Consider the following 11,580-nt stretch of genomic DNA (forward strand, 5'->3'; position numbering starts at 1 on the left):
GCCTCGCGGCGCTCGCCCTGTGGCACCTGGCCGTGCGCCGCACGGTGGAGCCGGTGGCCGTGGGCGGCGGCTCCGCCCGCGAGGCCGAGAGCGCGGACGGGGCCCCGCTGCGCTGGCTGGGCCGGCCGGCCACGGGCCCGCGCACCGCGATCGCGGCCCGCGCCCAGCGCTACTGGCTGCGCGATCCGCGGTACGCCGCGGGCCTCGTGATGATCCCCGTGTTGGCCGCGGTCCTCTGGTTCGCCTCCACCGCCGGCGGGGACGCCGGGCCGGGACTCGGCATGCTGACGATGCTCGGCCCCGTCTCCGCCTGGGCGCTGGCCTACTCGATCTCCGCGGACATCGCCTACGACCACACGGCGTTCCACCTGCACGTGGTCTCCGGGGTGCGCGGGGCGGACGACCGCTGGGGCCGCGTCATGGGCCTGGCCGGCTGGGGCGTGCCCGCGCTCGTGGTCCTCACCGTGGCCACCACGGCCGCCGCCGGCCGGTGGGACCTGCTGCCGGCCCTGCTGGGACTGACCCTCGGACTATTCGGGGTCACCGCGGCGATGTCCGCGTTCGTCTCGGCGCGGTTCGTGTACCCGGTGCCGAAGCCGGGGGAGAGCCCGTTCAAGACGCCGCAGGGCGCCACCCTGCGGATCATGCTCGTGCAGGGCGCCGCCATGCTCGTGGTCGTCCCGCTGGCCGTGCCCGTCGTCGTGCCCTTCGTGGTGGCGCTCGTCACGCAGTCGGCCGTGTGGGGGTGGGCCACCCTCGCGGTGGGACTGGCCTGGGGCGCCGTGGCGCTGTGGCTGGGCGTGCGGATGGGGGCCGCGTGGTACGACCGGGCGCAGGCCGAGACCTACCAGGCCGTGGCCGCGTTCTGAGGCGCGCGGCTAGACTGTCCGGCATGAGTGTGACCGGCGAACCCGACCTGAACGACCCCTTCGCGCCCGCCGGCGGCGGCACGTCCGTCCTCGAGCGTGAGGAGCTGCGGCAGGAGATCGAGCCGGGCGACCACGAGCGCTTCGCCCACTACGTCCGCAAGGAGAAGATCACGGAGTCCGCCGTCACCGGCGCCCCCGTGATCGCCCTGTGCGGCAAGGTGTGGGTGCCGGGCCGGGACCCGAACAAGTTCCCCGTGTGTCCCACGTGCAAGGAGATCTACGAGGGCCTGCGCGAGCCGCAGGACGGCGGCGACGGCGACGGCGGCGGCAAGCGCGGTGGCTGGTTCGGAGGCCGCGGCCGTGGCTGACGGCCGCTCCCTGACGAGCGGCACCCCGGACGGCGCAGTCCAGCACGACCTCTTCCACATCGGGGAGGACCTGCCCCCCGCCATGCCGGAGCGCGCCGCGTGGGGCACGGCCCCCAAGCTGCGCCAGTGGCAGCAGGAGGCGCTCGAGAAGTACCTCGAGACCGGCCCGCAGGACTTCCTGGCCGTGGCGACGCCCGGCGCGGGCAAGACGACGTTCGCGCTGCGCGTGGCCAAGATCCTCCTGGACTCCGGCGTCGTGCAGCGGCTGACCGTCGTCGCCCCCACCGACCACCTCAAGCGCCAGTGGGCGGACAACGCCGCCCGCGTGGGCATCGCGATCGACCCGAACTTCAAGAACGCGGACGGCCGCCACGGCTCCGAGTACCGGGGCGTCGCCCTCACCTACGCGCAGGTGGCCAACAAGCCCGTGCTGCACCGCAACCGGACCGAGGCCGCCAAGACCCTCGTGATCCTGGACGAGATCCACCATGGCGGCGACGCGCTGAGCTGGGGCGACGGCATCCGCGAGGCGTTCGAGCCGGCCGCACGCCGCCTCGCCCTCACCGGCACCCCGTTCCGCTCGGACACCTCGACCATCCCGTTCGTGGAGTACGTGGACGGCCCGGACGGGCTGTCCCGCTCGAAGGCGGACTACACCTACGGCTACGGCCCGGCCCTGCGGGACCATGTGGTGCGCCCCGTGCTCTTCATGGCGTACTCGGGTCAGATGCGCTGGAAGACGTCCACGGGCGAGGTCATGGAGGCCCAGCTCGGCGAGGCCGCCACGAAGGACATCACGGCCTCCGCGTGGCGGACCGCGCTGGACCCGAAGGGCGAGTGGATCCCGGCCGTGCTGCGCGCCGCGGACCGCCGCCTCTCCGAGGTGCGCCGCGGCGTGCCGGACGCCGGCGGCCTGGTGATCGCCACGGACCACGAGGACGCCCGCGCCTACGCCGCCCAGCTCGAGGCGCTCACGGGCCAGCGGCCCGCGCTGATCCTCTCGGACGACAAGGGCGCCTCGGACCGCATCGAGGAGTTCGCCGCCTCGGACGAGCGGTGGATGGTGGCCGTGCGCATGGTGTCCGAGGGCGTGGACGTGCCCCGCCTCTGCGTGGGCGTGTACGCGACCTCCACCTCCACCCCGCTGTTCTTCGCGCAGGCGGTGGGGCGCTTCGTGCGTTCCCGGCGCCGCGGCGAGGTGGCCTCCGTGTTCCTGCCCTCGGTGCCGCAGCTGATGCTGCTGGCCAACGAGATGGAGCTCGAGCGGGACCACGCCCTGGACCGCCGGGAGGGCGGCGTGGACGTGGAGGATCTCGAGGACGCGCCCGAGGAGGACCTGCTCGCGCAGGCCAACCGCGAGGAGTCCGGCTCGGACGCGCTGCTGCGGGGGAAGTTCGAGGCCATGGAGTCCCGCGCGAGCTTCGACAAGGTGCTCTTCGACGGCGGCGAGTTCGGCCTCGGCGGCGCGGTGGGCTCCGAGGAGGAGCAGGACTTCCTGGGCATCCCCGGCCTGCTGGACGCCGAGCAGGTCTCCGCCCTGCTGCGCCAGCGCCAGGCCGAGCAGGTCCAGCGCCGGCCGAAGGCCCCGGCGAAGGAGCCGGCCGACGTCGTGGACCACCGGCGGATGAAGGAGCTGCGCTCCGAGCTGTCCAAGACGGTCTCCGCGTGGTCCGCGCGCTCGGGCACCCCGCACGGGGTGATCCACAACCGGCTCCGCGAGGTCTCCGGCGGCCCGGCCGTGGCCCAGGCCAGCCGCGACCAGCTCGAGAAGCGGCTGAGCACGCTGCGCGGCTGGTTCGTCGGGCGGACATGAGCCCGCGGCGGCCGCGCGGCGCCCGGCGCGCGGCCGCCTCCGAGGCGTTCCCGGCGGGCGCACCCTCCCGGCCGACCGCCGGGCCCCGGCCTCACGCGTCGTAGATGTGGCGCAGGTACCGCTGCGGGGAGTCCAGGAACCTGCGGTGGTGGTACACGAACGGCAGGTCGTCGTACTCGGTCGGCGTGATCCCGCGCTCGTCCAGCAGCAGGATGCGGGCGCCGGGCAGGGCGGCCAGCACGGGGGAGTGCGTGGAGAGGATCACCTGGGAGCCGTCCGCCAGGATGTCCCGCAGGTGGGCGATCAGCGCGAGGCAGCCGTCGAAGGACAGGGCCGACTCAGGCTCGTCCAGCACCCACAGGCCGGTGAGCCCCGCCCGCTCGGCGCAGAACTGCAGGAACGCCTCGCCGTGGCTGCGCCGGTGGTGGTCCGCTCCCCGGAACACGGACTCGTAGTAGGTGAACAGCCCGTACATGGTCTCGGCGCGCAGGAACACGCCGTCGCGCGTGGCCTGGGCGCCCCGGGCGAGCTGCAGGTGCTCCGCGAGGTCCGAGGACGTGCGACGCGTCTCGTGGACCACGTTGCGCGTCCCGCCCTCGGCGTTGAGACCGAACGCCTCGGCCACGGCCTCCACGAGGGTGGACTTGCCGGCCCCGTTCGCGCCGACCACGACGGTGGCGGCGGACAGGTCGAGCCCCTCGTCGAGGAGATGGCGCACGGCCGGGACGGTGGCCGGCCACGTGCCGCGATCGGCAGGGCTGCGCGGATGCTCGGTCACCCGCCGCACCGGCAGGCGCCACGCGAGCCGGTCGAGCGCCGCGCGGTCCGGCCCGGGGCCCCCGCCGGCCGCCGCCCGCATGCTCAGCGTCCCTCGGAGAGCTCCAGGTCGGCGCCGGCGGCCTCCATCTCGTGGAGGGCAGCCTGGGCGGCCGCCTCGTCGACGCCGGCCACCAGGTCGGTCAGCACCGTGACCTCGTAGCCGGCGTCGAGGGCGTCGAGCACGGTGGCGCGCACGCAGTGGTCCGTGGCGATGCCCACCACGGTGATCGCGTCCACGCCCTGCTCCCGCAGCCACTCGTCCAGGCCGGGCGCGCCGGCCTCCACGGCGGCTGCGGCCACGGCGGTGGCCCCGTACGGGCCGACGGTCCCGGAGGGGCGCTCGCCCGCGGCCCCGGTGGGCACCGCGTCCGGCTCGCCGAGGTGGCCGTCGAAGCCGGAGTAGGCGTCCGTGTGCAGGCCCTTGAGGAACTCGGCGTCGAGGTGCTCGACGTCCAGGTTGGGGTGCAGCTCGGCGCCGGCGGTGCCGGCCACACAGTGCACCGGCCAGGTGGTGCGGAAGTCCGGCTCCGCGCCCGTGGCGGCGGCGAAGTGCGTGCCGGGGTCCACATGCCAGTCGCGCGTGGCCACCACGGCGGAATAGGCGTCGGCCCGCTCGGCCAGGTGCTCCGAGACGCCGGCAGCGACGTCGGCACCCCCGGCCACGCCGAGGGAGCCTCCCTCGCAGAAGTCGTTCTGCACGTCCACGATCACCAGGGCGCGGTTCAGGTTCTCCACGGGTCAGTCCTCCAGGAAGATGGTCGGGATGGCGGGGTCGCCCGGCTGCAGGCGGCCCACTGAGGCGGGCAGCTCGCGCAGGGAGGCGGCGTGCCGCTCGGCGGCGCGGGTGACGGCCTCGGGGCCGGTCCAGCCCCCGGCCAGCTCGCCGGCGTGCACGAAACGGTGCAGCAGGGGACGGTCGTCGGCGTCGGGCGCGGCGCCGCGGTTGACGCCGACCACCTCGGCGGTGGCCCGGCCCCGCCGGTCGCGGCGGCGCGCGGCCTCCTTGCGGCCGCCCCGGCTGGCCTTGCCGGAACTGGCCTTGGCCACGTCCACCCACGTGCCGTCGTCGTCCTGGCGGGCGACGAGCTTGTAGACCATGGAGGCGGTGGGCGCGCCGGATCCGGTGACCAGGCGCGTGCCCACGCCGTACGAGCTGACGGGGGCGGAGCGCAGGGCGGCGATCGCGTACTCGTCCAGGTCCGAGGTGACCATGATCCCGGTCTGGGTGTTGCCCAGCTCGTCGAGCAGCTCGCGCACCCGGTGGGCCTGGATCACGAGGTCGCCGGAGTCGACCCGGACGTTCCGCAGGGCCGGGCCGGCCACCTCGACCGCGGTGCGCACGCCCTGCTCCACGTCATACGTGTCCACGAGGAGGCTGGTGTCCGCCCCGAGCGCGGCGACCTGGGCCTCGAAGGCGGCGCGCTCCGAGTCGTGCAGCAGGGTGAAGGAGTGGGCGGCGGTGCCGACGGTCGGGATGCCGTACCGGCGGCCCGCCTCGAGGTTCGAGGTCGCGGTGAAGCCCGCGATGGCCGCGGCGCGGGCGGCGGCCACGGCGGACTCCTCGTGCGTGCGGCGCGAGCCCATCTCGGCGCACGGGCGACCGTCGGCGACGGCCGTCATGCGGGAGGCGGCGGAGGCCACGGCGGAGTCGTAGTTGTAGATGGAGAGCAGGTAGGTCTCCAGGATGCACGCCTCGGCGAACGTCGACTCCACCTGCAGGAGGGGGGAGTGCGGGAAGTAGGCCTCGCCCTCGGCGTAGCCCACGATGTCGCCCGTGAACTCGTAGTCGGCGAGCCAGGCCAGCGTGGCGTCGTCGAGGGCGGTGGTGTCCGCGAGGAAGTCGAGCTCGGGCGTGTCGAACCGGAAGCGGGACAGGCCCTCCAGCGCGCGGCCCACACCGGCCACCACGCCGTAGCGGCGGCCGCTGGGCAGGCGTCGGGTGAACAGCTCGAAGCGGGAGCGGCGGTGCGCGGTGCCGGCCTTCAGCGCGGCCTGGAGCATGGTCAGCTCGTAGTGGTCGGTCATCAGCGCCGTGGGGATCCGCCAGTCGTCGGCGGTCCGCAGGGCGCTGGGCACGGGATTCTGGCTCACGCGCCCACCCTAGCGAACCCGTGTGACCACGCCCTGGCGGGCCCGCCTCGTAGACTGTCCGGCATGTCCGTGTTGACCAGCCACGATCCGACCGCGCCGCGCGCCGCCGGCCCGGCCCCCGGTGAGGCCGTCCCCGGCGGGGCCACGGACACCGCCGTGCTGGAGCGTCCGCGCGAGGACCTCGCCCTGGACCGGCCGTGGAACGTGGTCGTCTGGAACGACCCCGTGAACCTGATGAGCTACGTGGCCTACGTGTTCCGCACCCACTTCGGCTACTCCGAGTCCCGGGCCCACCGCCTGATGCTCGAGGTGCACGAGCGGGGCCGCTCCGTGGTGGCCACCGGCACCCGCGAGAAGGCGGAGCTGCACGTGGGCGCGATGCACGGCTACGGGCTGTGGGCCACGCTCGAGCAGGCCGAGGACTGAGGAGGGCCATGGCAGAGCGGTTCCGCTGGACGCGGCGGGGGTACACGGCGCAGCTGGAGAAGCCGGAGGTGCGCCTGCTGCGCGGCCTGGTCAAGGACGTCATCACCCTGCTGGAGGGACGCCGCCGGAACGTGCTCTCGGAGGCCGACGACCTCCCTGCGGACGCCCCGGGCGCGCCGGAGCCGAGCGCTGGCGTCGCCCCGGCGGCCCCGGCGCCGCAGGACCCGGAGGCCGGCGCCGGCCCCGCGGCCGGGCTCGACGAGGCGGACGCCGCCTTCTGGCAGCTGGTCTCCGGCCTGCACCTGAGCCAGGACCGGGTGCCGCACCGCGCCGCCCCGGCCGACCCCGCCGTCGCCCGGCTGCTGCCCGAGGCGATGCCGCAGGCCGACGCGCAGGAGCGCGGCGCCCACCGCGCCCTCACCGAGGACGCACTGTCCGAGGGCAAGCTCGCCGACGCCCGCCTGGCCCTGGAGCTGCTGCGCTCCACCCGGGTGGAGGTGCCGCACCACCAGGCCCCCGCGTTCGGCCGCGCGCTCAACGACGTGCGCCTCGTCCTCGCCGCCCGCCTGGGCGTGGAGACGGAGGAGGACGCCGATCGCGTGCACGCCGTGGACGACTGGCGCAGTGCCGAGGACGTCGAGTCCACGATGGCCCTGCTCTACAACTTCACCACCTGGCTGCTGGAGACCCTGATGACCGAGATGCTCAGCGAACTGCCCGAGGGCGCGGACGAGGACGCGCCCGGCGCGGACGAGGCGGGGGACGACGCGTGAGCGCGCCGCCGCAGGCCCGGCCCGAGGTGAGCGCCTCCTCGCCGATCGGCGTGTTCGACTCCGGCGTGGGCGGGCTGACCGTGGCCCGCGCCATCATGGACCAGCTGCCCCACGAGTCGATCCTCTACGTGGGCGACACCGCCCACGCCCCCTACGGGCCGCGGCCGATCGCCCAGGTCCGCGCGCTCGCCCTGGGCATCATGGACGAGCTCGTGGACGCGGGCGTCAAGGCCCTCGTCATCGCGTGCAACTCCGCCTCGGCGGCGGTGCTGCGCGACGCGCGGGAGCGCTACACCGGCCGCCACGGCATCCCCGTGGTCGAGGTCATCCAGCCGGCCGTGCGCCGGGCCGTGGCGGCCACGCGCTCCGGGCGGATCGGCGTGATCGGCACCCAGGCGACCGTGGGCTCGCGCGCCTACGACGACTCCTTCTCCGCCGCCCCCCACCTGCAGGTGACCTCCGCTGCGTGCCCGCGCTTCGTGGAGTTCGTGGAGGCCGGCATCACCACCGGGCCCGAGCTGCTGGCCACCGCGCAGGAGTACACGGAGCCGCTGCGCGCCGCCGGTGTGGACACCCTCGTGCTGGGCTGCACCCACTACCCGCTGCTCACCGGCGCCCTCTCGCTGGTGATGGGCGAGGACGTCACCCTGGTGTCCTCGGCGGAGGAGACCGCCAAGGACCTCTACCGTGAGCTCGTGCGCCTCGGCCTCGAGCACCCGCACTCGGCGGCCGGCTCCGGGCAGGACACCCGGCACCGGTTCGCCGCCACGGGCGACCCGGAGCACTTCCAGGCCCTGGCCCGCCGGTTCCTCGGCCCCGAGGTCGGGGCCGTGCGCCGCCTGGACACGGTCCGCGAGCGGTACCCCACCGCGGCCCTGGCCCAGCTGACCCCCGACCTCATCGCCCGCCTGGGCGCCGAGCAGGAGCGTGAGACGTGAAGCTGACCGTGATCGGGGCCTCCGGGTCCTTCCCCGGGCCGGGGTCGCCGGCCTCGTGCTACCTCGTCACCGCGCAGGGCGTGGCCGAGGACGGCGTCACGCCGCGCACGTGGCGGATCCTGCTGGACCTGGGCAACGGGTCCCTGGGCGTGCTGCAACGCTACATCGAGCTCGAGGAGCTGGACGGGGTCCTGCTCTCGCACCTGCACCCGGACCACTGCATGGACCTGTGCGGCATGCACGTGGCCATCCGCTGGAACCCGGAGGGCTGGCACCGCGACCGGATGCCCGTGTACGGGCCCACAGCCACCGCGGACCGGATCGCCGAGGCGTACGGCATGGACCCGGAGCCGGGCATGCACGAGGACTTCGACTTCCGGGTGTGGCGGCCCGGGCGCACCGAGCGGTTCGGCCCGTTCCGGCTCACCCCGGTGCCGGTGCGCCACCCCATCGACGAGGCCTACGCGATCCGCGTGGAGGCCGACGAGCCCGACGGCGAGGGCGGCACCGTGACCCGCGTGCTCACCTATTCCGGGGACACGGACGCGTGCGAGGGGCTCGTGGAGGCCGCCCGGGACGCCGACCTGTTCCTGTGCGAGGCCGCCTTCCACGAGGGCCGGGACGACGGGATCGACGGCGTGCACCTGACCGGTCTGCGGGCCGGACAGACGGCCGCGCAGGCCGGGGCGAAGAAGCTGCTCTTGACGCACCTGCCGGTGTGGAACGACCCCCAGCGGGCCGTCCTGGAGGCCCGGGAGGCGTACGAGGGCCCCATGGCCGTCGCGGTCTCCGGGCTGAGCTACGGGGTCTGAGCGCGCCCCTAGACTGGAGGCCATGACCTCTCCCGCCTCCACCGCCCCCCGCCCGGACGGCCGCGCCGTCGACGAGCTGCGCCCCATCACCATCACCCGGGGCTGGTCCCGGCAGGCGGAGGGCTCGGCCCTCATCGAGTTCGGGGACACCCGCGTGCTGTGCACCGCCTCCTTCACGCAGGGCGTGCCGCGCTGGCTCAAGGGCGAGGGCACCGGCTGGGTCACCGCCGAGTACGCGATGCTCCCGCGCGCCACGAACGAGCGCAACCAGCGCGAGTCCGTCAAGGGCCGCATCGGCGGGCGCACCCACGAGATCTCCCGCCTGATCGGCCGCTCCCTGCGCGCCGTGATCGACCTCTCGGCCCTGGGGGAGAACACCATCGTCCTGGACTGCGACGTGCTGGACGCCGACGGCGGCACCCGCACCGCCGCCATCACGGGCGCCTACGTGGCCCTCGCCGAGGCCGTGGCCTGGGCCCGCCGCGAGGGGATCCTGCGCAAGGACGCCGAGGTGCTCAAGGACTCCGTGGCCGCCGTGTCGGTGGGCATCGTGGACGGCGTCCCCGTCCTGGACCTGCCCTACGTGGAGGACGTGAAGGCGGAGACGGACATGAACGTGGTGGTCACCGGCGCCGGCGAGTTCGTGGAGGTGCAGGGCACCGCCGAGGGCGTGCCATTCTCCCGCGCCGAGCTGGACACCCTGCTCGACCTGGCCCTCACCGGCACCGGCGAGCTCGCCCGCATCCAGGCCGAGACCCTCGCGGGGGCCGCGGGGTCCGCCGAGGCGCAGGCGTGAGCGGGGCCGCCACCGGCGTGCCCGAGGGGGCCCGCGTCGTCCTGGCCACCCACAACGCCGGCAAGGTCCGTGAGCTGCGCCAGCTCCTCGAGGGCGCCGTGCCCGGCCTGGACGCCTCCGTCGCCGTCGTGGACGCCGGCGCGGTCGGCGCCCCGGACATCGTCGAGGACGGGGTCACCTTCGCGCAGAACGCGCTGAAGAAGGCCCGCGCGGTCGCCGCCCACACGGGCCTGATCGCCGTCGCGGACGACTCCGGCCTGGCCGTGGACGTGCTCCACGGCGCCCCCGGGATCTTCTCGGCCCGCTGGGCCGGACGCCACGGGGACGACCGGGCGAACCTCGAGCTGCTGCTCGCCCAGCTGGCCGACGTGCCGGACGCCCACCGCGGCGCCGAGTTCGTCTGCGCCGCCGCCCTGGCGGTGCCGAGCACCGCGGACGCGCGCGGCACCCACGCCATCCACGTCGAGCACGTGGAGCACGGCCGCCTGCGCGGCACCCTGCTGCGGGCCCCCGTGGGCGACGGCGGCTTCGGCTACGACCCGATCCTGCGCCCCGACGGCCGGGACGAGTCCACCGCCCAGCTCTCCGCCGCGGACAAGAACGCGATCAGCCACCGGGGGCACGCCTTCCGCGCCCTGCTGCCGTACCTGGTGGACGCGCTCCACGCGCGCCCGTGAGCGGCGTGCTCGCCCCCGTGCCGGGGTTGGACTTCACGGCGATCGACTTCGAGACCGCCAACGGGTTCCGCGGCTCCCCGTGCGCCCTCGGCGCCGTGCGCGTGAGGGACGGCGTCATGGTGGAGCGGGCCGAGTGGCTCATCCGGCCGCCCGTCGGCTTCGACCGCTTCGACCCGCGCAACGTGCGCATCCACGGCATCACCGAGGACCGGGTGCTGGACGCGGCGCGGTTCGCGGACGTGTACGACGAGCTGGCCGGCTTCGTGGGCGCCGACGTGCTCGCCGCCCACAACGCGCGCTTCGACGTCGGCGTCATCGAGTCCGGCCTCGAGGTCTCCGGCCGGGACGTGCCGCGCCTGGACTTCGTGTGCACCCTGGTGCTCGCCCGCCGCGTCTACGACCTGGCCTCCTACGCGCTGCCCTCGGCGGCCCGCGAGGCCGGGTTCGCCCCGGGCCCGCACCACGACGCGCTCGCGGACGCCGAGGCGTGCGCGGCCATCCTCGTCGACGTCGCCCGGCGCGTGCTCGGCACCGAGGCGGGGGACGGGGCCGCGGTGGCTCCGGCGGGTGCGCGCGGCCTTCCCGAGCCGTTCGACGTCCCCCGGCTGATGCGCGCCCAGGGGCTGACGGTGAACACCCTGGCGCAGCGGGCGGCCGGCGAGGGCCCCGAGTCCAAGGCCACCCGCCAGGCCCGGCGCGCGCAGGGCGTGTTCGACGCGCGCGTGCCGCTCAAGGACGAGCGGGCCATGCCGGACTTCCTGCGCTGGCCGGACGAGGGCACCAACCCCGTGCCCAACCCGGACGCGGACCCGGGCCACCCCCTCCACGGGCAGACCGTGGTGTTCACGGGCGGCATCGGCATGTCCCGTCAGACGGCGAAGGTCCGCGCGGCCCGGCTCGGCGCGCAGACCGCCAACCGGGTGGGCGCCGCGACCACCATGCTCGTGGTGGGGGACGGCTTCGAGGCCGCCGACCTGGACCGCCCGGCCCCCGCGCCCGGCACCCGCGAGGCCGTCACCACGGCGCTGGCGCACCGCAAGACCCGGGACGCGCTGCGCCGCCGGGAGCGCGGCCAGCACATCTCGCTCGTCTCCGAGGGCGAGTTCCTCCAGATGCTCGACGGGAACTGGCCGGCCGCCGCCCGCTGAGCGGGCGGCCTCCGGGCCGCGTCCTCATCCGGCGGCCGCCGACCCTCGGG

General features: G+C 75.2%; 12 protein-coding genes and 1 pseudogene. 10 read left to right on the top strand and 3 right to left on the bottom strand.

What is annotated here, in order from left to right; genetic code table 11:
- The 3 genes and pseudogenes from NWP10_RS07575 to NWP10_RS07585 form a co-directional block, all read left to right on the top strand.
- Nucleotides 1-869, top strand: a pseudogene (locus NWP10_RS07575) (Tat (twin-arginine translocation) pathway signal sequence); the annotation flags it as partial.
- A 23-nt stretch (nucleotides 870-892) separates the two neighbouring features.
- Nucleotides 893-1,237 carry a DUF3039 domain-containing protein gene (locus NWP10_RS07580; RefSeq protein WP_010079007.1) on the top strand — a complete coding sequence of 115 codons (345 nt, stop codon included), beginning with the start codon at nucleotides 893-895 and terminating at the stop codon, nucleotides 1,235-1,237.
- Between the two features lie 82 nt (nucleotides 1,238-1,319).
- Nucleotides 1,320-3,050 (top strand): DEAD/DEAH box helicase, encoded by a 1,731-nt coding sequence (locus tag NWP10_RS07585; protein ID WP_051039989.1) that lies wholly within the window; start codon nucleotides 1,320-1,322, stop codon nucleotides 3,048-3,050.
- 91 nt (nucleotides 3,051-3,141) lie between these two features.
- Here NWP10_RS07585 and NWP10_RS07590 read toward each other — a convergent pair whose 3' ends face one another.
- From NWP10_RS07590 to NWP10_RS07600, 3 genes are all read right to left on the bottom strand, one after another.
- Nucleotides 3,142-3,837, bottom strand: coding sequence for an AAA family ATPase (locus tag NWP10_RS07590; RefSeq protein ID WP_258300442.1), 696 nt, complete (start codon nucleotides 3,835-3,837; stop codon nucleotides 3,142-3,144).
- Nucleotides 3,838-3,911: 74 nt separating this feature from the next.
- Nucleotides 3,912-4,604 carry an isochorismatase family protein gene (locus NWP10_RS07595; protein ID WP_258300436.1) on the bottom strand — a complete coding sequence of 231 codons (693 nt, stop codon included), beginning with the start codon at nucleotides 4,602-4,604 and terminating at the stop codon, nucleotides 3,912-3,914.
- A gap of 3 nt (nucleotides 4,605-4,607) precedes the next feature.
- The gene (locus NWP10_RS07600; protein WP_258300437.1) at nucleotides 4,608-5,960 is read right to left on the bottom strand and encodes a nicotinate phosphoribosyltransferase; all 1,353 of its coding nucleotides are present in this window, start codon (nucleotides 5,958-5,960) and stop codon (nucleotides 4,608-4,610) included.
- Nucleotides 5,961-6,023: 63 nt separating this feature from the next.
- On the opposite strand from NWP10_RS07600, the gene clpS reads away from it, so the two are divergent.
- From clpS to NWP10_RS07635, 7 genes are read left to right on the top strand one after another with little or no spacing between them, the layout of a single operon-like run.
- On the top strand, nucleotides 6,024-6,386 hold the full coding sequence (gene clpS, locus NWP10_RS07605; RefSeq protein ID WP_017488811.1) for an ATP-dependent Clp protease adapter ClpS: 363 nt from the start codon (nucleotides 6,024-6,026) through the stop codon (nucleotides 6,384-6,386).
- Between the two features lie 8 nt (nucleotides 6,387-6,394).
- Nucleotides 6,395-7,159, top strand: coding sequence for a DUF2017 domain-containing protein (locus tag NWP10_RS07610; RefSeq protein WP_258300438.1), 765 nt, complete (start codon nucleotides 6,395-6,397; stop codon nucleotides 7,157-7,159).
- Entirely contained in the window at nucleotides 7,156-8,097 is a 942-nt protein-coding gene (murI, locus tag NWP10_RS07615; protein ID WP_017488813.1) for a glutamate racemase, read from the top strand. Before NWP10_RS07610 ends, murI begins: the two co-directional genes overlap by 4 nt.
- Nucleotides 8,094-8,909, top strand: a complete 816-nt coding sequence (locus tag NWP10_RS07620; RefSeq protein WP_258300439.1) for an MBL fold metallo-hydrolase — start codon at nucleotides 8,094-8,096, stop codon at nucleotides 8,907-8,909. The genes murI and NWP10_RS07620 overlap by 4 nt, the downstream gene beginning before the upstream one ends.
- A gap of 22 nt (nucleotides 8,910-8,931) precedes the next feature.
- Nucleotides 8,932-9,705: a ribonuclease PH gene (rph, locus tag NWP10_RS07625; protein WP_017488814.1), complete on the top strand. Its 774-nt coding sequence runs from the start codon at nucleotides 8,932-8,934 to the stop codon at nucleotides 9,703-9,705.
- Complete coding sequence (locus NWP10_RS07630) at nucleotides 9,702-10,382, top strand: non-canonical purine NTP pyrophosphatase (RefSeq protein WP_258300440.1); 681 nt, start codon at nucleotides 9,702-9,704, stop codon at nucleotides 10,380-10,382. The genes rph and NWP10_RS07630 overlap by 4 nt, the downstream gene beginning before the upstream one ends.
- Entirely contained in the window at nucleotides 10,379-11,530 is a 1,152-nt protein-coding gene (locus NWP10_RS07635) for an exonuclease domain-containing protein (RefSeq protein ID WP_258300441.1), read from the top strand. The genes NWP10_RS07630 and NWP10_RS07635 overlap by 4 nt, the downstream gene beginning before the upstream one ends.
- The last annotated feature ends 50 nt before the right edge of the window (nucleotides 11,531-11,580 follow it).

The organism is Micrococcus sp. HG099 (genome assembly GCF_024723355.1).
Taxonomy (GTDB): domain Bacteria; phylum Actinomycetota; class Actinomycetes; order Actinomycetales; family Micrococcaceae; genus Micrococcus; species Micrococcus endophyticus.